The organism is Paenibacillus flagellatus (assembly GCF_003217775.1).
GTDB classification, from domain to species: Bacteria; Bacillota; Bacilli; order Paenibacillales; family NBRC-103111; genus Paenibacillus_AB; species Paenibacillus_AB flagellatus.
Map to the genome: position 1 here is coordinate 221,663 of NZ_QJVJ01000010.1, position 21,976 is coordinate 243,638.

Below are 21,976 nucleotides of genomic sequence, written 5' to 3' on the forward strand. Positions count from 1 at the left end.
ATTGGGCGAAACCGTTACGGCAACGACGGTAAAGTCGCCGCGGTGCTCCTATGGTAGCATGGAGGGAGCGGAAGTTGTCGTCACGGCATTCCCGCGAATATCCGGGCTTGGTCGCAAAGGAGCGGAATAAACGAATGGAACGAGTGCGAATCGGGATCGTCGGCATCGGCAATATGGGGTCGTCGCATGCCAGATATATCGCGGCGGGGGAAGTCGCGGGAGCGGAGCTGGCGGCGGTGTGCGACATTAGCGCCGACCGGCTTCGGTGGGCGAAGGAGCAGTTCGGCGAGAAGCTGCAAACGTTCGAGACGGTGGACGCGATGCTGGAGTCGGGCGCGGTGGACGCCATCCTCATCTGCAATCTTCACTTCGACCATCCCGGCACGGCCATGAAAGCGTTCGCGCGGGGCATCCACGTGCTGTGCGAGAAGCCGGCGGGCGTCTATACGAAGCAGGTGCGCGAAATGAACGAGGCGGCCGCGTCGAGCGGCGTACGCTTTGCGATGATGTTCAACCAGCGGACGAGTCCGCTTTACATCAAGCTGAAAGATTTGATCGACAGCGGCGAGCTCGGGGAAATTCGCCGGACGAACTGGATCATTACGACGTGGTACCGTCCGCAAAGCTATTACGATTCCGGACAATGGCGCGCCACCTGGGCCGGCGAGGGCGGCGGCGTGCTGCTCAACCAGTGTCCGCACCAGCTCGACCTGTGGCAGTGGACGGTCGGCATGCTGCCGTCGCGCGTGCGCGCGTTTTGCTCGTTCGGCAAATACCGCGACATCGAGGTGGAGGACGAGGTGACCGCCTACGTCGAATATCCGAACGGCGCGACGGGCGTGTTCGTCACGACGACCGGCGAGACGCCGGGAACGAACCGGCTCGAGGTGACCGGCGACCGGGGCAAAGTCGTCATCGAGGACAACAAGCTGACGTTTTGGCGGCTGCGCGTACCGGAGCCGGAGTTCAACCGCACCTTCCAAGGCACGTTCGGCCAGCCGGAATGCTGGAAAATCGACATTCCCGTCGGACCGGAACCGAAAGGGCACCGGTCGATTACGCAAAACTGGGTCGATTCGATCCGTCTCGGCACGCCGCTCGTCGCGCCGGGCGAGGAAGGCATCCGCGGACTGTCGCTGTCCAACGCGATGTACTTGTCCGCCTGGACGGACGATTGGGCCGAGCTGCCTGTCGACGAGGACAAGTTTTACGAGCTGCTGCGGCAGCGGATCGAAACGTCGCGCTATCGCAAATAAGGCTGCGGCCGCCCGCCGCACCGTGGGAGGACGTCACCGGAACGCATGTCCGGGGGCGTCCTTTTTCGCCATGGCCCGGAAGTTGGCGCGCAAAGCCTTTTTCCGGGGAGCGGAGAATGGTACAATCGATATCGGAACGCTACAGAATGGCGATAGACGGGGTGCGAGGACGAAACGATGGAACGATGGTACGAGGAGAGCTTCGGCGACGATTACTTGGTGGTGTACAAACATCGCGACGCCGCCGGGGCGTACGAGGAAGTAAGGGCGATGATCGGCTGGCTCGGGCTTCCGCCCGGAGCGTCCGTGCTCGATCTGTGCTGCGGCATGGGCCGGCATTCGCTCGCGTTGGCCGATTTCGGCTACCGGGTGACGGGCGTCGATTTGTCCGGCGTGCTGCTGGCCGAAGCCCGCAAGCGCGATACGATGCGGCGCGTCCGCTGGCTGCGGGGCGACATGCGCCGCGTTCCGGCGGAAGGGCCGTTCGACGCGGTCGTCAATCTGTTCACCTCGTTCGGCTATTTCGCCGCCGACGCGGAGAACGAGAAGGTGATCGGAGAGATCGCGCGTCTGCTCGGCCCGGGCGGCCGGTTCATCATCGATTTCCTGAACGCCGCTTACGTGGAGACGAACCTGGTCCCTTGCTCGGAGCGCGCCCAAGGACGATGCCGCATCGAGGAAAACCGGCGCGTCGAGGAAGGCTTCGTGCGCAAACGCATTCGGATCCGCGAGCCGGGCAAGCCGGTTCGCCATTACGACGAGCAAGTCAAATGCTACGGGCTGGAGCAGTTCGAGGCGATGACGGCCGCCGCCGGTCTTCGCATCGACCGCGTCTACGGCGGCTATGACGGAAGGCCGTACGAGCGGACGACGTCGCCGAGACTTATCTTGACCGGAACGAAGGAAGGAAACGTACAGCCGTGATCAAACCGATCCACATCATCAACGAGACGATCTTGCAAGTAAAAGTGCCGCTGCCGTTCCCGCTCCGGTGGGTGAACGGCTACGTCGTGCGCTCCCGCTCCGGATGGACGCTGATCGACCCGGGGCTGCATACGCCGGAGGCGGAGGAGCTGTGGAACCGCGTCATGGAGGAGCACGATTTGCCTCCGACGGCGCTGGAGAGCATCGTGCTGACCCACCACCATCCCGACCATTACGGGCTGAGCGGCTGGTTTCAGGAGCGCTCCGGCGCCCCGGTGCATCTTTCCGCCGTCGGGCGGGAGCAGACGAAGGCGCTGTGGGGCGAGGGCGAGACGATGAGCGCGAAGCTGCTGGAGCTGTTTCGCGCGCACGGCATGGACGAGCCGACGCTCGAACAGATGGCCGAGCATATGAAGGGGTTTCTTCCCCAAGTGTCGCCGCAGCCGCAGCTGACGACGATCGAGCCGGACCAGCCTTTCCGGATCGGCGACCGGACGTACCGTCCGATCGTGACGCCCGGGCATGCGGCCGGCCATTTGTGCTTTTACGACGAGGAGCGGTCGGAGCTGTTCTGCGGCGACCACGTCCTGCCGCAAATAACGCCGAACGTCGGCTACCTTCCGGGCTTCGACGACAATCCGCTCCGCTCGTATTTGCGCAGCTTGGACGACGTGAGCCGGCTCGCGGTCGACGTCGCGTATCCCGGCCACCGGGAGCCGTTTCGCACGTTCGGCGAGAGAGCGAGGGAGATCGTCCGTCACCACGAGGAACGGCTCGCGGCGATGGAGGCGAAGCTCGATTCGGCGCCTACGTCCTATGCGATGTGCCGCGCCCTGTTCGGCGACCGGCTGTCGATCCACCAACTGCGGTTCGCCTTGTCGGAGACGATCGCGCACTTGATCCATTTGCGCGACGAAGGCCGCATTCGCGAGACGAGCGACGGCGGCACGATTCGGTATGTGCGGAAATGAAGAATGCGCCCGCGAAGCGGGCGTTTTTTGTTTTTTCGGAAACCCGCGCCGAAGTTCCGGGAATGCTAAGGTTCGCGGCGCACGGAATCCGCTTGACAGGTCCATTGATACAATGTATAGTAACTTACATAAAGTAACCTACTAACAGACGAAAATAGGAGGTGTCCGCATGGTTCCTTCGCTTTTTTTGGCGCACGGCTCGCCCATGCTCGCCATCGAACAAACCGATTACACCCGATTTCTGGCCGAGCTCGCCGGCCGATTCCGGCCGAAGGCGATCGTCGTCTTCACCGCGCATTGGGAACGGCCGGTCACGACCGTCTCTTCGTCGGACGGCGTCTATGACACCATATACGATTTCGGCGGCTTCCCCGACGAGCTGTACCAAGTGACGTACCCGGCGAAAGGCTCGAGCGCCGTCGCGGAGAAAGTGAAGGAGCGGCTGCGCGGCGCCGGCATCGAGGTCGCCTCCGATACGAGCAGAGGGCTCGACCACGGGTCGTGGACGCTGCTGCACCGGATGTACCCGGAGGCGGACATCCCCGTCGTACAGGCGTCCGTCAACCCGTATTTGCCGCCCCGCGAGCAGTACAAGATCGGCGAAGCGCTGCGCGGGCTCGGGGAGGCGGACGTCCTCGTCATCGGCAGCGGCGTGACGGTGCACAATTTGCGGATTATCAAGTGGGGGCAAAAAACGGCGGAGCCGTGGGCCGTCGAGTTCGACGATTGGCTCGTCGAGCGGATGGAGAACGGGGACCTGGAGGCGCTGTTCGACTACGAGGAGCGCGCGCCGCACGCCCGTCTCGCGGTTCCCCGCGCGGAGCATTTCGTGCCGCTCTACATCGCGATGGGCGCCGGCGATCCCGGCCGCAAGCCGGAGGTCATCCACCGGAGCTACGATCTCGGCACGCTCAGCTACATGTGCCTGCAATTTTAATGAAGAGACGAAACGAAGCCCCGATTCCGGAAGTTCCGGAAACCGGGGCTTTTTGCCGCGCTTCACGCCTCGTCGATATGCTCCTGCGTCTCTTTCTCCGCCTGCTTCCGATGGGCGATGCGGCTGCTGGCCGCCGCCGCGATCGCGCCGACGATATCGTCGAGAAACGTGTGGATGTCTTTGCCGTTTTTCGTGTTCAGCCGCTTCAGGACGCCCGGCTTGCTTTTGTCGATATAGCCGAAGTTGGTGTAGCCGATGCTGCCGTACACGTTCACGATCGACAGCGACAGCACCTCGTCGCAGCCGTACAACCCCTCGTCGTTGAATATCATATCCTGCAGCGGCGGAAGCAGCCTGCCCTCCTCGGCCAGCACGTCGAGCTGAATGCCCGTCAGGATGGCGTTTTGCACCTCGCGCTTGGACAGCACCCGGTCGACGGATTCGAGACACTCCTCCATCGTCAGCTCGGGATAATAGTCCTTCTGCAGGAAGAGCACCAGCTCGCCGATTTCCCGCTTGTCGACCCCTCGTTTGGCGAGCCACTCCTCCGTCGCCTTCGCCACTTTGCGGCTGTTCAGGCTGTAAGTCACGGCGATCCCCCGTTTCGTTATCAGTTCGTATCCGGCTTCTATACATTGTTGCCAACGAACGCCCGTTTCATTAGAGATTCGAGAGACGCCGGTTCCTATGGCGCGCGGATCGGCCCGTACCGTCTCCCGGACAAAATGTAGTTATAAATGCTTGGCAGGCTCGTATACATAGTAGTACAAGATACGATGAGGAGGATTCCAATGAGACTGACGAAGTGGACGAAATGGGTCGCCATAGCCGGGGTTACCGTTGCGCTGACGTCCGGGTGCTCGCTCTTGAAATCGAAGGAAAGCGAGCAAATCGACCCACCCCCCAACGTGACCAATACGGGCGCGAAGGGCGACGACGCGGTTCCGGGCAGCGCGACCGTGCAGCAAGGGGCGCAAGTTACCGTCTATATGAAAGACAAAAACGGCAACGTCGCGCCGGTAACGGTGCGCATCCCGAAAACCGAAGCGGTCGCCCGCAAGACGCTCGAATTCATGGTGCAGGACGGGGCGGGCAAAGACGCGATTCCCGCCGGCTTTACCGGCCTGCTCCCGAAGGGCACAACCGTGAAAGGACTCGACATCAACACGACGACGAAGACGGCGACGGTCGACTTCTCGAAGGAATTCAACGCTTACGATCCGGCCGACGAGCGCAAGCTGCTTGAAGCCGTCACGTGGGCGCTGACCGGATTCCCGAACGTGAACGAGGTGCGCATCTGGGTCGAAGGCAAGGAGCTGAAGCAGATGCCGCAGGGCAAGCTGCCGATCGACGGGGCGCTCACCCGCGCGATGGGCATCAACCTCGAGCGCGACGCGGACGCCGATTTCGGCCAGACGACGCCGGTCACGCTGTATTTCCTCGCCCAGACGGACAGCCACGAGCCGTACTACGTGCCGGTCACCCGCCTGATCAAGCGGACCGACGACAAGGCGAAGGCGACGATCGAGCAGCTGATCGCCGGACCGAGCGAGAAGTCGAAGCTGTCCTCGGTCGTGGCGCCGACGGTGGAGCTGCCGAAGATCGAATCGGCGAACGGCTTGATTACGGTCAACTTCTCGGATACGCTGCTCGGTCCGGACAAGAAGGCGCCGGGCGAAGCGCTTCAAGCGATCGTGCTTTCGTTGACGGAGATGGCGGGCGACGCGAAAGTGCAAATCAAGGTGAACGACGACGTCAAAATTACGTCGACCGACAACCAGACGTACAGCAAGCCGGTATCCCGCCCGACGAACGTCAACGCGATCAAAATGTAAACGAACGAACCCCGGGAACCGAATTCCCGGGGTTTTCGCGTCCGGCCCGATCGGTGTTTCTTTTCGTTCCGGCATTTGGTAAAATGAGGTAGGCTTTCGGGTGAGAATGCCGCCGTCCTTTATCAAAAACTATACCGGTTGTGCAAAAGAAGGAACGCTCGCTTTTGCCCAATCGTGAACAATCGACGGAAGATGAATACATACGGGGGTGCCGGCATGAGAAGCGACGGAAGACGATTCGACGAGACGCGGGCGGTCACGATGACGCCGAACTATATCAAGCATGCGGAAGGCTCCGTCTTGATCGAGGTAGGGGATACGAAGGTCATTTGCACCGCCTCGATCGAGGAGAAGGTGCCGCCGTTCATGAAAGGGCAAGGACGCGGCTGGATTAACGCGGAATATTCGATGCTTCCCCGGGCGACGCAGGTGCGCAACCAGCGGGAGGCGACGAAAGGCAAAATCGGCGGCCGCACGATGGAAATTCAGCGGCTGATCGGCCGCGCGCTGCGCTCGGTCGTCAGTCTGGAGACGCTCGGCGAGCGGACGATCACGATCGACTGCGACGTTATCCAGGCGGACGGGGGGACGCGGACGACGTCGATTACGGGCTCGTTCGTCGCGCTTTGCTTCGCGATCCAGAAGCTGATGCGCGACCAGAAGCTGACGAAGTCGCCGATTACCGACTATTTGGCGTCGGTCAGCGTCGGCATCGTCAAGGACGAAACGTGCCTCGACCTGAACTACGAGGAAGACTCGCAGGCGAAAGTGGACATGAACGTGGTCATGACGGGGCAGGGCAAATTCGTCGAAGTGCAGGGGACGGGGGAGGAAGCGCCGTTCTCCCGCGAGGAGCTGAACGAGCTGCTCGCCGTAGCCGAGCAGGGGATCCAGTCGATGATCGCGAAGCAAAAAGAAATTCTCGGCCCGTTGAACGCCGTCGTCGGAACGGAAGCGAATGCGCATGCGGCCAAACGATAAGACGGAAGAGCTGATCGTCGCAACGCGCAACGCGGGCAAAACGAAAGAGTTCGCCAAGCTGTTCGAGCCGCTCGGCATCCTCGTCCGCAGCCTCAATGACTTTCCGGACGCTCCGGACATCGTGGAGGACGGCGAGACGTTCGCCGACAACGCCTGGAAGAAGGCGCGGACGATCGCGGAGGCGTACGGGCTTCCGGCGCTGGCGGACGATTCCGGCTTGTGCGTCGACCGGCTGGGCGGGCGCCCCGGCGTCTACTCCGCGAGGTACGCCGGCGAGGGGGCGACGGACGCCGACAACAACGCCAAGCTGCTCCGCGAGCTGGGCGCACTCGGCGAACCGGACGCGTTCGACCCGGCCGCGGAGGAGGCCGCCCGGCATACGGGCGTGCGGCTGCTGAGTCCGGCCCGGTTCGTCTGTGCGCTCGCGCTGGTCGACCCGGCGGAGGAGGCTCCCGTCCAAGTGGAAGGGAGCTGCGCCGGCTACGTCATCGACCGGCCGCTAGGCGAGCAAGGCTTCGGCTACGACCCGCTGTTTTTTCTGCCCGACCTCGGCGCGACGATGGCGCAGCTGCCGCTCGAGAGGAAAAACGCCGTCAGCCACCGGGCGCTGGCGCTGCGGCTTTTGCAGGAGCGGCTCGGCGAACGGATCGGGCGATAAGGGGAGGCGGGGACGGATGGCTTGGACGAGCGTCTGGTCGAACGACCGGATCGAAGTCCGGTACGACGACGGCGACCGGACGGCGATGATCGAAGTGAACGACGGCGGGCTCGTTCCCGCCTATATGACGCTCAGCTTGGAGAAAGCCGAGCTGGACGAGCTGCTTGGCGCCTTGAACCGCGTCAGGCGGCTGATGGACGAATAGGCCGATCCGGGATCGTCGCGATCACGGCAAGAAGCCTCCCGCGGGTGCATAGGCGGGAGGCTTCTTCGCGCATTCGGGCGGTTTACCGGATCGAGACGTTGTATTCCCGCAGCCACGCGTCGATTTGACCGATGTAGGCGAACAGCTGCGGACCGGACATAAGCTGCCCGAACCAGGGCAAATCCATCGTGGCCGATTCCGGCGCGGCCAGCTTGCGGAGATGGTCGACGTCGAGAAATGGCAGCACCGGCGAGGACGGGTCGTTCAAAATGTCCTGCACCCATGCGCGCGTCGCCGCCAAATAGTTCGGATTGTGCGTTTTCGGATACGGGCTTTTTTTGCGGGTGAGGACGTCGTCCGGCAAAATGCCCTTCAACGCTTTGCGCAAAATGCCTTTCTCGCGGTCGCCGGCCGTCTTGATTTCCCACGGCACGTTGAAGACGTAGTCGACGAGACGATGATCGCAATACGGCACGCGCACCTCCAGCCCGACGCCCATGCTCATCCGGTCTTTGCGGTCGAGCAGCGTCGGCATGAAGCGGGTGATGTTCAGGTACGACATTTCCCGCATGCGGCGGGCCGTACCCGTTTCTCCCGCCAAGTAGGGCACCTCGTCGAGCGCTTGCCGGTACCGTTCGTCCAGATAGTCGCGGGGACGAAGCCAATCGGCCGTTTCCTTCGACAGCAGGTCGACTCGGATGCCCGCCGACAGCGACCACGGGAACGTGTTCGCGTTCAGCGATTCGTCGCGGTGAAACCACGGGTAGCCGCCGAATATTTCGTCGGCCGCTTCCCCGGAGATGGCGACCGTCGCGCCTTTTTTGATTTCGCGGCAAAACAAATACAACGAGCCGTCCACGTCGGCCATGCCCGGCAAATCACGCGCGCGCATCGCGGCGATCAGCGAGTCGAACAGCTCCGGCGTATCGAACGTCACGTTGTGGTGCACCGTACCGAGATGACCGACCATCCGTTCGATCCACGGTGCGTCCGCATTCGGCTGGAACACGTTGGCTTTGAAATGCTTGTCGTTATCGACGTAGTCGACGGAGTAGGTGTTGACGACGCCTTGGCCGGTCCGGTTGTAATACTGGACGGCGATCGCCGTCAGCGCGCTCGAATCGAGGCCGCCCGACAGCAGCGTGCATACCGGCACGTCGGACAGAAGCTGGCGCTCCACCGTATCGATCAGCAGCTCGCGGATCCGCTCCGCCGTCGTCTCGACGTCGTCCTCGTGCGGGCGGCTCTCGAGCGCCCAATACGGCCGGGCGGATGCGCCGTTCCGGTCGACGACCATGTAATGGCCGGGCTTCAGCTCCGCCATATGCTTATAAATGCCGTGGCCGGGCGTCCGAGCCGGGCCGATGACGAATAGTTCCGCGAGCCCTTCGCGGTCGACTTCCGCCGGGAAGTCGGGGTGGGCCAATATCGCCTTCGGCTCCGACCCGAACAGAAACATGCCGTCCTTCTGCGCATAGAACAGCGGCTTGACCCCTACGCGGTCCCTCGCCAAGAACAGCTCCTCGCCGTTCCAGATCGCGAACGCGAAAATGCCGTTCAGCCGGTCCAGACACGACCGCCCCCATTCGATGAACGAAACGAGCAGCACTTCCGTATCGCAATTCGTCGTGAACGAGTAGCCCCGCTGCACGAGCTCCCGCTTCAGCTCGGGCGCGTTGTACAGCTCCCCGTTGTACACGATCGTATAATCGGTATCGCCCCGCGTCCGGGTCATCGGCTGAGCACCGTTCGCCGGATCCATGACGCTGAGTCTGCGGTGTCCGAGCGCGCAATGCCGGGAAAGCCAAGTGCCGGACGCATCTGGGCCGCGGGGAGCCATTGTTTCCGTCATGTCGACTAGCACGGACGGAAGTTGGGTCAAGTCCTTACGCCAGTCGATCCATCCCGTTATTCCGCACATCCCAAATCATCCTCTCACCAGTTAGGTCTCGTTGTCGAATTCGACACGGCAGGGAACTGTCCGTACATCCGAAGCTCCCGATTTCAAAAGAAAAACGTCTTGCGACGTCTGATCAAGGAGATAGGTTCGAAACGATACTAAAGGGTATGCGCGTGGGGAAGGAATCATGTCTGTCCGCCGGCAAACAAAAAGACCGCCCGAGGGGCGGTCCCGGTACCGGGGTACCAAGCTTCGGTTCAGACCGAGTCCGCGCTTTGAATGGCGTGCTCCCAGCTGGGGAAGTAGAACAGGGCGTTCTGCATCAGCTGCGGGTTCGTCTGCTTCACTTTTTTCTTGTTCAACGATTCGCCGCTCGTTTTCAGCCGCCGAATGTGCGACACGACGTCGGCGACGCTCATGCTGGCTTCCACGGGGTTCACCTCTTTTCAAAGGATTCCAATTCGATAGTCGTATCGTTCCCATAATTTGGTCAAAATATTCTTTCAATTCCGACTATTCGGCGGGAGGTTGCGGCTTGGCCGGTCGAGCCGTCATAAAACGGCGCATTTCATTGAATAATAGAATCGGCTTCCATAAATAAGTCGAGGAGGAATATCGTGAGAAACGCGATTCGCTTTTCGCTCAACAACAAATTCGCGATATGGATTTTGACGGCCATCGTGACCGCGGCCGGCCTGTATGCGGGCATGACGATGAAGAAGGAGACGATCCCGAACATCAACGTCCCGATTTTGACCGTCTCGGCCGTCTATCCCGGAGCGGCCCCGCAGGAGGTGGCCGACAAGCTGAGCCTGCCGCTCGAGCAGCGCATCCGCCGACTCGACGGCGTCGGCTCCGTCACCTCCACCTCGATGGAAAACGTCGCTTCCCTCGTCGTCGAATACGGCTACGGGCAATCGATGGACGACGCGGAAAACGAATTGCGTCAAGCGCTTTCTTCCTTTGTCAAGCCGGAGGGCGTGCAGGACATCGCCGTATCCCGGATTCGTCTGAACGATTTCCCCGTCGTCTCGCTTAGTCTCTCCGGCCGCGAGCAAACGTTGGAGGAGCTGACGAAGCTCGTCGAGGAGGAGCTGAAGCCGGAGCTCGAAGGCATTCCGGGGATCGGCACCGTCGGCGTCTCCGGTCAGTTCGTCCGGGAAGTGCAGCTCGATTTCGACCGGGACAAGCTGAAGGCGCTCGGCATTACCGAGGACACGGTGAAAGGATTCGTGCAAGCGTCGGCGATTCAAGTGCCTCTCGGTCTGTTCGAAATGGAAAACGCGGAGAAGACGATCGTCGTCGACGGCAACGTCGCGACGCTGGACGATTTGAAAAACGTCGCCATCCCGATCGCGCCGTCCCCCGGGGGCGCAGGCGGAACCGGTACCGGCGCCGCAGGGACGGCCGTTCCGGGCGCAGTCGCGTCTCCCGCCGGCGGAGCCGTCCCGCCGCCGGGCATCCCGACCGTCAAGCTGTCCGACCTTGCGGACGTCCGGCTCGTCGGGAAGGCGGAATCGATTTCGCGCACGAACGGCAGCGAGTCGATCGGAATCCAGGTGACCAAGTCGGCCGACGCGAACACGGTGGACGTCGTCCGGGCGGTAAAGGACGTCACCGCACGGTTCGCGAACGATCATCCGGGGCTGCAATCGCTCGTCATGCTGGACCAGGGTCAGCCGATCGAGGAATCGGTCTCCACGATGCTCGACAAAGCGCTGTTCGGCGCCCTATTCGCGGTTATCGTCATTCTGCTGTTCCTGCGCAATATCCGTACGACGCTCATCTCCGTCGTCTCGATTCCGCTGTCGCTGCTGATCGCGCTGCTTGTCCTGCGGCAGCTCGACATCACGCTCAACATCATGACGCTCGGCGCCATGACCGTCGCCATCGGCCGCGTCGTGGACGATTCGATCGTCGTCATCGAGAACAATTACCGGCGCATGGGATTGTCCGGCGAGAAGCTTTCCGGCAAGGCGCTCGTGCTGGAGGCGACCCGGGAAATGTTTCTGCCGATCTTGTCGTCCACGCTCGTCACGATCGCCGTCTTCCTGCCGCTCGGCGCCGTCAGCGGGCCGATCGGTCAGCTGTTCATGCCGTTCGCGCTGACGATCGTGTTCGCGCTGCTCGCCTCGCTGCTCGTCGCCGTGACGGTCGTCCCGGCGATGGCGCATTCCTTGTTCCGGAACGGGCTGAAGAGCAAGCGCGGTCATGGGCGCGAGGACAAGCCGGGGGCGATGGCGGGCTTGTACCGGCGCATGCTGCAGTGGTCGCTCAATCATAAAGGGCTCACATCGGTGACGGCGCTCGCGCTGCTCGCCGGCAGTCTGACGCTGGCCGGCGTCGTAGGCGTCAGCTTCCTGCCGGAGGAGGAGCAGAAGTACGCGATGATCACGTACAATCCGGGGCCGGGGCGGCGGCTGGCCGACGCGGAGGCGACGGCGCTCGAAGCGGAGAAGCTCATACTGAACCGTCCGGGCGTCACGAACTTGCAATATTCGGTCGGCGGGCCGAATCCGATGAGCGTCGGGCCGGGCAAATCGGCGTTGTTTTACGTCCAGTACGACAACGGGACGAAATCGTTCAAGGCGGAGAAGGAAGCGCTTGTCGCGGCGCTGCAAACGCTGGATCCCTCGGGCGGCTGGGGGGAGATGGATTTCGGCGGAGGCGGCTTCGGCGGCAACAAGCTTGGCCTGACCGTGTTCGGCGAATCGCCGGCGGACATCGGGCCGGCGGTCGAGCGGATCCGAAGCGAGCTGCAGGCGATGGGGCCCTTCGACAAAGTCGAGTCGAGCTTGTCCAAGACGTACGAGCAATACACGATCGTAGCCGACACGCAAAAGCTGGGCAAGCTCGGCCTGACCGCCGGCCAGCTCGCGATGAGGCTGGCACCGCCGCGCGATCGTCCGTCGTGGGCCGAGGTCAAGGTCGAAGATAAGACGTACAACGTTTACGCGAACCCGGCCCGCGACGAAATCGGCAGTCTGGCCGACATCGAGAACGCCAGGCTCGCTTCTCCGCTCGGCTTCGAAGTGCCGGTCAAGGATGTCGCGACGGTGCGCAAAGGCACGTCGCCGAATACGATTACGCACAAAAACGGCAGGCTCTACGTCGACGTAACGGCGAATATTGCCGTGAAGGACGTCGGCAAAGCGTCGGCGGACGCGCAAAAGGCCGTTGCGGCGCTCGATCTGCCGCCTGGCGTCAAGGTCGAATTCGGCGGCGTGACGGAGCAGATCGCGGATACGTTCCGCCAGCTGGGGTTGGCGATGGCCGCGGCGATCGCGATCGTGTACTTGCTGCTGGTCGTCACGTTCGGGGGCGCCTTGACGCCGTTCGCGATCTTGTTCTCGCTGCCGTTTACGGTGATCGGCGGACTGGTCGCCCTCTATCTCGCGAAGGAGACGATCAGCGCTTCGGCATTGATGGGCGCGCTCATGCTGATCGGCATCGTCGTGACGAACGCGATCGTGCTTCTCGATCGCGTCCTGCACAAGGAGCGCGAAGGGTGGAGCGTGCGCGAATCGCTGCTCGAGGCGGGGGCGACCCGGCTGCGCCCGATCTTGATGACCGCGCTCGCGACCGTCGGCGCGCTGCTGCCGCTGGCGCTCGGCTTCGAGAGCGGAAGCGGGGCTCTTATCTCGAAAGGACTCGGCGTCACCGTCATCGGCGGCCTGATCAGCTCGACGCTGCTGACGCTCGTCATCGTTCCGATCGTGTACGAGTCGTTGGCCAAGTTCCGCCGCAAGCCGCTGCACGACACGGATTCGGTATAACGCCCGCCTCCGGTAGGCGCCGCCGCTTCGCCCCGCCCCGCCCCGGTTTCCTCGTTGCGAGGGGCCGGGGTTTTTGCGCGACCCGTCCGGGAACATTTTTCGCAACGTTTCGTACCCTTCGTCGTACAACAGTGCAGGGAGGGATCGACGCATGTTTACGATGGAGGAAAAGGAATATATGCTGAGGCTGCTGGCGAAGGAAAAACGGCGAAGCTGGTTCGGACTGAGAAAAACGCCCGCCATCCACGGCAAGCTGAAGGAAAAGCTGGAGCAGATGGTTCGCAACGAGCAGGTGAACCGCAAGCATCTGTAGTCGCGCTTGCCGGCAAGCGTCCTCCGGAGCTCCGTCCGGGACGGGCGGGACGAAAAAGCGGCCGATTTCGCGATGCTTGCGATTGGATAAAGAGGAAACATCTGATACAATACGGGGAAGGCCTCCAATACGGGGGCCTCTATTTTCATGGGAGGGATTCGCATGGAGACGATTTGGATGCAGGCCGCCAGGGAGAAGCTCGGTTTGGGAGGGGAGAACTACAATGAGCCATAGTTTGCCGCTGCACGGGGCCAAGACGCAGCTGCTCCGCCAGCTCGTTTATTTCGACGAAGAGAAGACGGCCTTTTTGGATCATTATTTTCCCCTTTACGGCAAAGAACGGAGCGGCGTAGACCGGCTGTTGTCCGGCTACGTTTCCGCGTTGGAGACCATCGTGTCCGATTTCAACGAGGAGCGGCTCCATTCGGTCGTGCTGATCGGCAGCCGGGTGAGCATCCGGTACGCCGACGACGATACGGAGGAGAGCTATACGATCGTCTTCCCTGACCGGGCGGAGCCGGGCAACAACAGCATTTCGTTTTTGTCTCCGGTCGGCATGCAGCTGTTGACGAGAAAAACGGACGAAACGTGCCGGCTGGCCGTCCCGTTCGGGGAAATCGACGTGAAGATCGAATCGATCCGGTACGTGAACGGCGGATTTCGCGAAGACGGGCGCGCGTTCGGATAAATCCGGCATGCAAATCGTAACGGGGAGAGGAGGAACGGGCATGATCCAGGTGAAGGAATTCGTCGACACGGACAATTCGTATGCGGAGCATAAGGCGAACCAGTTTTTGGCGGGCTTGAAGGAAGAACAGGTCGTCAACATCTGCTACGGCTCGGTCGTCAAGTCGACGCCGTCGCGGACGGAGAGCCAGCGGAGCACGATTTTGATCGTGTACCGCACGAACGGATAAGAGGGCTGACTTGAAGGCCCGAGGAGAAGCGCACGCCGCCCTACGCTTCGACGGGCGGCGCGCTCCGCTCCGTAAGGCGCGCTGCAAGCGAGGCCACCGCCAGCCGGCATGAAATTGGCGGGAAAATTCGGACAAATCGCGCGGATATCGAATCCAAAAAAGGATGGAGCAAATCGTTGCATTTTCCGTTTCGCCGATGTTATAATGGTCAGCGTATCGCAAAAATGTCCCAGTAGCTCAGCAGGATAGAGCAACGGCCTTCTAAGCCGTCGGTCGGGGGTTCGAATCCCTCCTGGGACGTCAACCAAGCGCAAGCGGGAGCTTGCGCTTTCGTGCGTCTTGAGGGGGAGAACCCCGGGTAGGGGGAGTTCCTCGTGACGCTTGTACGCAACCAGCTTATGTGCAGCGCGTCCGGTTCATGACGCCGGCGGGCGGAAGGGCGAAAAAAAGAAGAAGCCTTGCTCGGCAAGGCTTCTTCGCGTACAGTAATGTAGGAAGCGGGTGATGGGAATCGAACCCACGCCACCAGCTTGGGAAGCTGGAGTTCTACCATTGAACTACACCCGCGTAACGGAAAAGGCAAATCTAAATATACCATACGTCCGGTTCGATGACAAGACATTTCCCGAACGAAGCGTCTCTGCCGGGCCGTTAATCGCGGAACGATTTGCGTATGCTATCGGCATGGGAATCTTTCCGCCCGATGCCGAAAACGGTCCGAAAAAGATCCACTCCGATGTAAAATTCTGTTACAATGAATGGACGTGTAACCTGTCGAAAAGGTGGTGGTCTCCATCGCATCGTCCAATCAGGATAACGTCATCTTGTTCCCGAAGACGATCGAGTATTACCAGAACGAGCTGACCCGGATGCTGGAGGGAGAGCGGTACGGCGAGGCCGTCCGGATGCTGCGGTTTTTGCTGCAATGCCGTCACGACGATCCGCAATATAAAGAAGAATGGCAGTCGCTGCTCGGCTGGCTGACCGTCACGTTTCCCGAGGAGGTGGAGGCGGCGCTCGGCGAAAATCGCCAGGACTCCGACGAAAACGGCGACGAGGAGACGGAGTCGGACATGCTCCGCCGGCACGTCCGCGCCAAGGCGGCCGGGGACTCGAAATTCACCGATAAGCTGCTCGACATGCTCGCGCCGCACGCCCCGATCGAGAAGCAGATGATGGCGCTCGAGCAGATCGCCCATTTGGACAAGCGGACGGTCGGCGAACGGCTCAAACGGTGGCTGACCGAAAGCCGGCTGCACCCGCTCGTCCAGTTTCGCGCGCTGCAGGTGCTCCGGTCGATTCAGGAGTCGGGCGAGATCGAAATCCGCAAGCTGGGCCAGACGATGAGGCTCGCCATCGCGGAAACGCCGCTTGCGTACGAGGATTACCCCGAGCGGATCCGAAGCGTGCTCGATCGGGTGCGCGAGGTCGCCGAATCGAACCAGCCGGGGATGATCGGCTTCGCCGACGAGACGTGGCGCGATTTTCTCGCTTTCGTCTACGGCACGTCCGTATACGAGGAGCTGCTGGCGGTCGACGAGACCGGCCGCGACGTCTGGGCCGCGGCGCTGCACCATACGGTGCAGGAGACGGCGTTCGGCAGCGCGGACGAAGAGGAGCTGGCCGAATGGTACGGGCTGACCGGCGCGCCGGGGAAGGCTTATCACAAGGCGCTGCAGGTGATCAAGCTGTTCGCGACCGTCTCCAATCCGGGCGACTCTTGACGGACTCGCAGCTTTAAACTTGAAATAGGGTCGCCTTATGTTATAATATAGTGGTTAAATGGCCATTTGAGAGCGTGCGATGCAAGACGACGAAAGCTTCGGGCGCGCGCGGGACCGGTAAATATTTTGGAGGGGAAAGCATAAAATGAAAGCAACTTGGGAAAAAATAGAGAAGAACAAAGTCGTTCTTAACGTGGAAGTCGAAGCGGAGCAAGTCGCTTCCGCCCTGGATCGGGCGTTCAAGAAAGTCGCCGCGAAGGCGAACATTCCGGGATTCCGCAAAGGCAAAGTGCCTCGGCAAATTTTCGAAGCGCGCTTCGGCGTCGAAAGCTTGTATCAAGACGCGTTGGATATTCTTCTCCCCGAGTCGTACGTGAAAGCGGTCGAGCAATCCGACATCGAGCCGGTCGACCGTCCGGACGTCGAAATCGAGCAATTCGGCAAAGGACAAGCCCTGATCTTCAAGGCGACCGTCATCGTCAAGCCGGAAGTGCAGCTCGGCGAGTATAAAGGTCTCGAAATTCCGAAGAAGGACGCGACCGTAACCGAGGAAGAAATCGCCGAGGAGCTGAAGCGTCTGCAGCAGCGCCACGCCGAGCTCGTCGTTCTGGAGGAAGGAACGGCCGAGCAGGGCGACGTAGCGGTTATCGACTTCGAAGGGTTCGTCGACGGCGTCGCTTTCGAAGGCGGTAAGTCGGAGAAATATTCGCTTGAGCTCGGCTCCGGCAGCTTCATCCCGGGCTTCGAGGATCAAATCGTCGGCATGTCCAAAGGCGAAGCGAAGGACATCGAAGTCACGTTCCCGGAAGAGTACCATTCCGAAGAGCTGAAAGGCAAGCCGGCCGTATTCAAGGTCGTCCTGCAGGACATCAAGCGCAAAAACTTGCCGGAGCTTGACGACGAGTTCGCGAAGGACGTCAGCGAGTTCGATACGCTCGAGGAGTTCAAGCAGGACATCGCGAAGCGCCTGCAAGAGCGCAAGGAAAAGTCGAACGAGCAGGAGCGCGAGAAAGCGGCGGTCGAGAAAGCGGCGGCCAACGCGGAAGTGGACATTCCGGACGCGATGGTGACCACGGAAGTGGATCAGATGTACCGCGAGTTCGCGAACCGTCTCCAAATGCAAGGCATGGACATCGAGATGTACTTGAAGTTCTCCGGTCAGGACGAAGCGACCGTTCGCCAGCAAATGCGCACGGACGCCGAAAGACGGGTTCGCAACAACCTCGTCGTCGAAGCGATCGCGAAAGCGGAGAACATCTCGGCCTCGGAAGAAGAAATCAACGCGGAGCTTGAGCGTCTTGCGGGCCAATACCAAAGAACGACCGACGAAATTCGGCAAATATTGGGCGCGAACGGCAATCTCGATACGCTGCAGCACGATTTGACCGTGAAAAAGACGATCGATTTCCTCGTCGAACACAGCAAAGAAGCTGCCGAGTAATCGGAAAACCGGTTCGTTCATACGAGAAGGCACGTTTGCACCTAAGCGTGCCTTTCGTTTACCCTTTGAGCCGGGCGCATCGTTCGGGAGGCGCCTACATAAATTGGGAAATGGCGGATCCATTCGTTCCCAAGTCCAAAAATGACATTGCTCCGCAAACGTGGTAAAATGAATTGAGCTTACAAAGAAATGAGGTAACGATATGGGCCTGATACCTATGGTGGTCGAGCAGGAAGCGCGCGGCGAGCGTTCGTACGACATCTATTCGCGTCTGCTGAAGGACCGCATTATTTTCTTGGGCAGCGCGATCGACGACGACGTCGCGAACCTGATTATCGCGCAGCTTCTGTTTCTGGCCGCCCAAGATTCCGAGAAAGACATCAGCCTGTATATCAATTCGCCCGGGGGCTCGGTTACGGCAGGCTTGGGCATTTACGATACGATCCAATACATCAAGCCTGACGTTTCCACGATTTGCGTCGGCATGGCCGCGAGCATGGGCTCGCTGCTGTTGACCGCCGGCGCGAAGGGCAAGCGTTTCGCCCTCCCGAACAGCGAAGTGATGATTCACCAGCCGCTGGGCGGCGTCCGGGGACAGGCGGCGGATATTAAAATCCATGCCGACTGGATCTTGAAGACGAAGCACAAGCTGAACGAGATTTACGTGCACCACACCGGCCAGCCGTACGACAAAATCGAACGCGATACCGACCGGGATAATTTCATGAGCGCCGAACAGGCCGTGGAATATGGGCTGATTGATAAAGTGATCACTCATATCAACCAACAATAGGAGGTGATCCTATGTTCAAGTTCAACGACGAAAAAGGACAGCTGAAATGCTCGTTCTGCGGCAAATCCCAAGACCAGGTGCGCAAGCTCGTAGCCGGTCCGGGCGTTTACATTTGCGACGAATGCATCGAGCTTTGCACCGAAATCGTTGAAGAAGAGCTGGGCAGCGAAGAAGAGCTGGAGCTGAAAGACGTTCCGAAGCCGAAGGACATCCGCACCATTCTCGATCAGTACGTCATCGGCCAGGAGCAAGCCAAAAAGTCGCTTTCCGTAGCGGTGTACAACCACTACAAACGGATCAACTCCCAAAGCAAGCTGGAAGACGTCGAGCTGCAAAAGAGCAACATCGTCCTGATCGGTCCGACCGGCAGCGGCAAAACGTTGCTTGCGCAAACGCTCGCCAAAATATTGAACGTGCCGTTCGCCATCGCGGACGCCACCTCGCTCACGGAAGCCGGCTACGTCGGCGAAGACGTGGAGAATATTTTGCTGAAGCTGATCCAGGCGGCCGACTACGACGTCGAGAAAGCCGAAAAAGGGATCATCTACATCGACGAAATCGACAAAGTGGCGCGCAAGTCCGAAAATCCTTCGATCACCCGCGACGTATCGGGCGAAGGGGTTCAGCAGGCGCTCCTCAAAATATTGGAAGGTACGGTTGCGTCCGTTCCTCCGCAAGGCGGCCGGAAGCACCCGCACCAAGAATTCATCCAGATCGATACGACGAACATCCTGTTCATTTGCGGCGGGGCGTTCGACGGCATCGAGCAAATCATCAAGCGCCGGATCGGCAAAAAGGTGATCGGCTTCAGCACCGAAGGCCACAAAACCGATCTGAAGCCGGGCGAATATTTGTCGCTCGTCCTGCCGGAAGATTTGCTCAAATTCGGTCTCATTCCGGAGTTCGTCGGCCGTCTGCCGGTCATCTCCACGCTCGAGCCGCTCGACGAGCCGGCGCTCGTGCGCATCTTGACCGAGCCGAAAAACGCGCTCGTGAAGCAGTACCAAAAGCTGCTGGAGATGGATAACGTCTCGCTCGAGTTTACGCCGGAAGCGCTCGACGCCATCGCGAAAGAAGCGATCAAGCGCAACACGGGAGCCCGCGGATTGCGCGCCATCATCGAAGGGATCATGCTCGACGTCATGTTCGAGGTCCCGTCCCGCGACGACGTCATCAACTGCGTCGTTACGAAGGAAGTCGTGATGGACAAAATTACGCCGGAGCTGAAAACGAAGGACGGCAAGTCCGTCCCGGCCAAGAGCAAAAAAGAAGAAAGCGCGTAACGCGCCCGAATCTATATATTGCCGATCCGTCCTCCAATCCGCCCGCAGCCCTTATCCGGCCCGGACCGGAGCGGAGGACGTTTGGCATCCATGGGAGAGTCGGTCATGTTCCATCGTACCCAAACGAGACCCGTCCGCGTCGGCAACTTGACGATCGGCGGCAGCAACGAAGTGATCATGCAGAGCATGTGTACGACGAAGACGGCGGATGTCAAGGCGACGGTAGCCGAAATTCTCCGGCTGGAGGAAGCCGGCTGCCAAATCGTGCGCGTCACCGTCAACAACAAGGAAGCGGCGGAAGCGATCAAGGAGATCAAAAAACAGATTCATATTCCGCTCGTGGCGGACATCCACTTCGACCATCGATTGGCGTTGGCGGCGATCGCCAACGGCATCGACAAGGTGCGGATCAATCCGGGCAACATCGGCCGGCGGGAAAAGGTGGAGGAAGTCGTCAAAGCGTGCAAGGAAAGGGGCATTCCGATCCGGATCGGGGTTAACGCCGGTTCGCTGGAGAAGCACCTGCTGGACAAGTACGGCTACCCGACGCCCGAGGCGATGGTGGAGAGCGCCTTGTTCCATATCGGCATTCTCGAGGAGCTCGATTTCCACGACATCATCGTATCGCTGAAGGCGTCCGACGTGCCGATGGCGATCGCCGCTTATACGCAGGCGGCCGCGAAGTTCAATTACCCGCTCCATCTCGGCATCACCGAGGCGGGGACGCTGTTCTCGGGAACGGTGAAGAGCGCGGCCGGCCTCGGCACGCTGCTTCATCTCGGCATCGGCTCGACGATCCGCATCAGCCTGAGCGCGGATCCGGTCGAGGAAATCAAGGTCGCCCGCGAGCTGCTGAAGACGTTCGGGCTCATTACGAACGCGGCGACGCTCGTCTCGTGTCCGACGTGCGGCCGTCTCGACATCGACCTGTTCTCGGTGGCGAACGAAGTGGAGCAGTACATCGAGAAGCTGAAGGTGCCGATCAAAGTATCGGTGCTCGGCTGTGCCGTCAACGGCCCCGGGGAAGCGCGGGAGGCCGATATCGGCATCGCCGGCGCCCGCGGCGAAGGGATGCTGTTCCGCTATGGGGAAATGATCCGTAAGGTGCCGGAAGCCGAGCTTGTCAGCGAGCTGAAAAAAGAAATCGACCACATCGTGGCCGAGTTCGAACGGACCGGATCGATTCCGGGCCGGCGCCATTAAGAGCCGGCCAATCAAGGATAGACGTGAAAGACGTGCAAATAGTCGAAAATGGCGGAGGCGAGAGCCTCCGTTATTTGCGTTTGCCCGTCGCGTCCGGTCAGCATCGCCCGGTCGGCCGGATTGCTGATATACCCCATCTCCACGATCACCGCCGGCGTCGGCGACCGCTTCAGCAAATAAAACGTTTTGCCTGCATAAGGCAAGCTGGAGGTGCCGTACAGCGCATTGAGCCGATCGGCGAACAGATGCGCCGCGATATAGCTGGGCTGGTTGAATTGGTACAGCACGCCGGGACCGCGCTGGGACGGCTTGGCCGCCCAATTGATATGGAGACTGACCGTCAGCTTCGGCTTAAGCGCCTCGATCAGCAGCTTCCGCTGCGCCAGGTCGCGAAGATGACGCGAGCGCGTACCGAGCCATTCGTTGTCGTCGCTCGGAGCGTAGTCCTTCGCCCGGTTAAGGGCGGTACGAATTCCCGCCTCCCGCAGACGGTCGTACAGTCGGAGGCCCATCGCCAAATTGATGTCTTTTTCCAACAGGTCGCCGTAAGACGTGCCGCCGTCGACGCCGCCGTGACCGACATCGATCAGCACGTCCACGCCGGAGATCGCCGAAGGCGGCTGCGGCGGCAGGCGAGGCTCCGCCGCTCCGACCGTTCCGACTCCCATCATCAACACACTCAACACGCACAAAACCGACACGATCCCGCGAATGCCCCATATCGAATTTCGCATCTTGACGATCCCTCGTTCCGTTTGTATTGCCGATAATCCATAGCGTGGCTCAAACATTTTCTTCCCATTCGCCGATTAACGGGTTACGAGCAGGGGAATACTACCAGTAGAAAGGCGGAAAACGT

Annotated in this window: 21 protein-coding genes and 2 tRNA genes; 18 read left to right on the forward strand and 5 right to left on the reverse strand. The window is 60.7% G+C overall.

Annotation, left to right across the window (positions count from 1 at the left end; all coding sequences use genetic code 11):
* Positions 1-134: 134 nt before the first annotated feature.
* From DLM86_RS22165 to DLM86_RS22180, 4 genes are all read left to right on the forward strand, one after another.
* Entirely contained in the window at positions 135-1,256 is a 1,122-nt protein-coding gene (locus tag DLM86_RS22165; RefSeq protein ID WP_110842253.1) for a Gfo/Idh/MocA family protein, read from the forward strand.
* Positions 1,257-1,433: 177 nt separating this feature from the next.
* Entirely contained in the window at positions 1,434-2,180 is a 747-nt protein-coding gene (locus DLM86_RS22170; RefSeq protein ID WP_110842254.1) for a class I SAM-dependent methyltransferase, read from the forward strand.
* Positions 2,177-3,151, forward strand: a complete 975-nt coding sequence (locus DLM86_RS22175) for an MBL fold metallo-hydrolase (protein ID WP_110842255.1) — start codon at positions 2,177-2,179, stop codon at positions 3,149-3,151. Before DLM86_RS22170 ends, DLM86_RS22175 begins: the two co-directional genes overlap by 4 nt.
* A gap of 169 nt (positions 3,152-3,320) precedes the next feature.
* Positions 3,321-4,088: a DODA-type extradiol aromatic ring-opening family dioxygenase gene (locus tag DLM86_RS22180; RefSeq protein WP_110842256.1), complete on the forward strand. Its 768-nt coding sequence runs from the start codon at positions 3,321-3,323 to the stop codon at positions 4,086-4,088.
* A gap of 62 nt (positions 4,089-4,150) precedes the next feature.
* Here DLM86_RS22180 and DLM86_RS22185 read toward each other — a convergent pair whose 3' ends face one another.
* Positions 4,151-4,678, reverse strand: a complete 528-nt coding sequence (locus DLM86_RS22185) for a phosphatidylglycerophosphatase A family protein (RefSeq protein WP_110842257.1) — start codon at positions 4,676-4,678, stop codon at positions 4,151-4,153.
* A 201-nt stretch (positions 4,679-4,879) separates the two neighbouring features.
* Here DLM86_RS22185 and DLM86_RS22190 point away from each other — a divergent pair, with 201 nt between their 5' ends.
* The 4 genes from DLM86_RS22190 to DLM86_RS22205 all read left to right on the forward strand — a co-directional run bounded on the left by DLM86_RS22190 (position 4,880) and on the right by DLM86_RS22205 (position 7,767).
* Positions 4,880-5,923, forward strand: coding sequence for a GerMN domain-containing protein (locus tag DLM86_RS22190; RefSeq protein WP_110842258.1), 1,044 nt, complete (start codon positions 4,880-4,882; stop codon positions 5,921-5,923).
* A 216-nt stretch (positions 5,924-6,139) separates the two neighbouring features.
* The gene (gene rph, locus DLM86_RS22195) at positions 6,140-6,904 is read left to right on the forward strand and encodes a ribonuclease PH (protein WP_110842259.1); all 765 of its coding nucleotides are present in this window, start codon (positions 6,140-6,142) and stop codon (positions 6,902-6,904) included.
* Positions 6,888-7,562, forward strand: a complete 675-nt coding sequence (locus DLM86_RS22200) for a non-canonical purine NTP pyrophosphatase (RefSeq protein WP_110842260.1) — start codon at positions 6,888-6,890, stop codon at positions 7,560-7,562. Before rph ends, DLM86_RS22200 begins: the two co-directional genes overlap by 17 nt.
* Positions 7,563-7,578: 16 nt before the next feature.
* The gene (locus DLM86_RS22205; protein ID WP_110842261.1) at positions 7,579-7,767 is read left to right on the forward strand and encodes a hypothetical protein; all 189 of its coding nucleotides are present in this window, start codon (positions 7,579-7,581) and stop codon (positions 7,765-7,767) included.
* An 82-nt stretch (positions 7,768-7,849) separates the two neighbouring features.
* Here DLM86_RS22205 and asnB read toward each other — a convergent pair whose 3' ends face one another.
* Positions 7,850-9,688 carry an asparagine synthase (glutamine-hydrolyzing) gene (gene asnB, locus DLM86_RS22210; protein ID WP_110842262.1) on the reverse strand — a complete coding sequence of 613 codons (1,839 nt, stop codon included), beginning with the start codon at positions 9,686-9,688 and terminating at the stop codon, positions 7,850-7,852.
* A 236-nt stretch (positions 9,689-9,924) separates the two neighbouring features.
* Positions 9,925-10,098 carry a hypothetical protein gene (locus tag DLM86_RS32390; RefSeq protein ID WP_170143724.1) on the reverse strand — a complete coding sequence of 58 codons (174 nt, stop codon included), beginning with the start codon at positions 10,096-10,098 and terminating at the stop codon, positions 9,925-9,927.
* A 186-nt stretch (positions 10,099-10,284) separates the two neighbouring features.
* Here DLM86_RS32390 and DLM86_RS22215 point away from each other — a divergent pair, with 186 nt between their 5' ends.
* The 5 genes from DLM86_RS22215 (at position 10,285) to DLM86_RS22230 (ending at position 14,973) form a co-directional block, all read left to right on the forward strand.
* Complete coding sequence (locus tag DLM86_RS22215; RefSeq protein WP_110842263.1) at positions 10,285-13,443, forward strand: efflux RND transporter permease subunit; 3,159 nt, start codon at positions 10,285-10,287, stop codon at positions 13,441-13,443.
* A gap of 151 nt (positions 13,444-13,594) precedes the next feature.
* Entirely contained in the window at positions 13,595-13,756 is a 162-nt protein-coding gene (locus DLM86_RS32170; RefSeq protein WP_158289616.1) for a hypothetical protein, read from the forward strand.
* Between the two features lie 223 nt (positions 13,757-13,979).
* Positions 13,980-14,444, forward strand: coding sequence for a GreA/GreB family elongation factor (locus DLM86_RS22220; protein WP_110842264.1), 465 nt, complete (start codon positions 13,980-13,982; stop codon positions 14,442-14,444).
* A gap of 7 nt (positions 14,445-14,451) precedes the next feature.
* The gene (locus DLM86_RS22225) at positions 14,452-14,673 is read left to right on the forward strand and encodes a sporulation protein Cse60 (RefSeq protein WP_245954820.1); all 222 of its coding nucleotides are present in this window, start codon (positions 14,452-14,454) and stop codon (positions 14,671-14,673) included.
* 226 nt (positions 14,674-14,899) lie between these two features.
* Positions 14,900-14,973: transfer RNA gene (locus tag DLM86_RS22230), tRNA-Arg, on the forward strand.
* Between the two features lie 196 nt (positions 14,974-15,169).
* Here DLM86_RS22230 and DLM86_RS22235 read toward each other — a convergent pair.
* A tRNA-Gly gene (locus DLM86_RS22235) sits at positions 15,170-15,240 on the reverse strand.
* 257 nt (positions 15,241-15,497) lie between these two features.
* On the opposite strand from DLM86_RS22235, the gene DLM86_RS22240 reads away from it, so the two are divergent.
* The 5 genes from DLM86_RS22240 (at position 15,498) to ispG (ending at position 21,117) form a co-directional block, all read left to right on the forward strand.
* Entirely contained in the window at positions 15,498-16,397 is a 900-nt protein-coding gene (locus tag DLM86_RS22240) for a hypothetical protein (protein ID WP_146250271.1), read from the forward strand.
* Between the two features lie 145 nt (positions 16,398-16,542).
* Positions 16,543-17,838, forward strand: coding sequence for a trigger factor (tig, locus tag DLM86_RS22245; protein WP_110842267.1), 1,296 nt, complete (start codon positions 16,543-16,545; stop codon positions 17,836-17,838).
* 202 nt (positions 17,839-18,040) lie between these two features.
* Positions 18,041-18,631, forward strand: a complete 591-nt coding sequence (gene clpP, locus DLM86_RS22250) for an ATP-dependent Clp endopeptidase proteolytic subunit ClpP (protein ID WP_110842268.1) — start codon at positions 18,041-18,043, stop codon at positions 18,629-18,631.
* A gap of 11 nt (positions 18,632-18,642) precedes the next feature.
* A complete protein-coding gene (clpX, locus tag DLM86_RS22255; RefSeq protein ID WP_110842269.1) occupies positions 18,643-19,914 on the forward strand; it encodes an ATP-dependent protease ATP-binding subunit ClpX in 1,272 nt (423 codons plus the stop codon).
* A gap of 105 nt (positions 19,915-20,019) precedes the next feature.
* Positions 20,020-21,117 carry a flavodoxin-dependent (E)-4-hydroxy-3-methylbut-2-enyl-diphosphate synthase gene (gene ispG, locus DLM86_RS22260; RefSeq protein ID WP_110842270.1) on the forward strand — a complete coding sequence of 366 codons (1,098 nt, stop codon included), beginning with the start codon at positions 20,020-20,022 and terminating at the stop codon, positions 21,115-21,117.
* An 11-nt stretch (positions 21,118-21,128) separates the two neighbouring features.
* Here the strand turns inward: ispG and DLM86_RS22265 are convergent, their stop codons facing one another.
* Complete coding sequence (locus tag DLM86_RS22265) at positions 21,129-21,851, reverse strand: N-acetylmuramoyl-L-alanine amidase family protein (protein ID WP_110842271.1); 723 nt, start codon at positions 21,849-21,851, stop codon at positions 21,129-21,131.
* Positions 21,852-21,976 lie beyond the last annotated feature (125 nt).

What these genes read in the sequence shown, in the direction of transcription:
- DLM86_RS22165 (WP_110842253.1), top strand. Translation starts at nt 135, where the DNA reads ATGGAACGAGTGCGAATCGGGATCGTCGGCATCGGCAATATGGGGTCG.
- DLM86_RS22170 (WP_110842254.1), top strand. Translation starts at nt 1,434, where the DNA reads ATGGAACGATGGTACGAGGAGAGCTTCGGCGACGATTACTTGGTGGTG.
- DLM86_RS22180 (WP_110842256.1), top strand. Translation starts at nt 3,321, where the DNA reads ATGGTTCCTTCGCTTTTTTTGGCGCACGGCTCGCCCATGCTCGCCATC.
- DLM86_RS22190 (WP_110842258.1), top strand. Translation starts at nt 4,880, where the DNA reads ATGAGACTGACGAAGTGGACGAAATGGGTCGCCATAGCCGGGGTTACC.
- rph (WP_110842259.1), top strand. Translation starts at nt 6,140, where the DNA reads ATGAGAAGCGACGGAAGACGATTCGACGAGACGCGGGCGGTCACGATG.
- DLM86_RS22200 (WP_110842260.1), top strand. Translation starts at nt 6,888, where the DNA reads ATGCGGCCAAACGATAAGACGGAAGAGCTGATCGTCGCAACGCGCAAC.
- DLM86_RS22205 (WP_110842261.1), top strand. Translation starts at nt 7,579, where the DNA reads ATGGCTTGGACGAGCGTCTGGTCGAACGACCGGATCGAAGTCCGGTAC.
- asnB (WP_110842262.1), bottom strand. Translation starts at nt 9,688, where the DNA reads ATGTGCGGAATAACGGGATGGATCGACTGGCGTAAGGACTTGACCCAA.
- DLM86_RS32170 (WP_158289616.1), top strand. Translation starts at nt 13,595, where the DNA reads ATGTTTACGATGGAGGAAAAGGAATATATGCTGAGGCTGCTGGCGAAG.
- DLM86_RS22220 (WP_110842264.1), top strand. Translation starts at nt 13,980, where the DNA reads ATGAGCCATAGTTTGCCGCTGCACGGGGCCAAGACGCAGCTGCTCCGC.
- DLM86_RS22225 (WP_245954820.1), top strand. Translation starts at nt 14,452, where the DNA reads ATGCAAATCGTAACGGGGAGAGGAGGAACGGGCATGATCCAGGTGAAG.
- tig (WP_110842267.1), top strand. Translation starts at nt 16,543, where the DNA reads ATGAAAGCAACTTGGGAAAAAATAGAGAAGAACAAAGTCGTTCTTAAC.
- clpP (WP_110842268.1), top strand. Translation starts at nt 18,041, where the DNA reads ATGGGCCTGATACCTATGGTGGTCGAGCAGGAAGCGCGCGGCGAGCGT.
- clpX (WP_110842269.1), top strand. Translation starts at nt 18,643, where the DNA reads ATGTTCAAGTTCAACGACGAAAAAGGACAGCTGAAATGCTCGTTCTGC.
- ispG (WP_110842270.1), top strand. Translation starts at nt 20,020, where the DNA reads ATGTTCCATCGTACCCAAACGAGACCCGTCCGCGTCGGCAACTTGACG.
- DLM86_RS22265 (WP_110842271.1), bottom strand. Translation starts at nt 21,851, where the DNA reads ATGCGAAATTCGATATGGGGCATTCGCGGGATCGTGTCGGTTTTGTGC.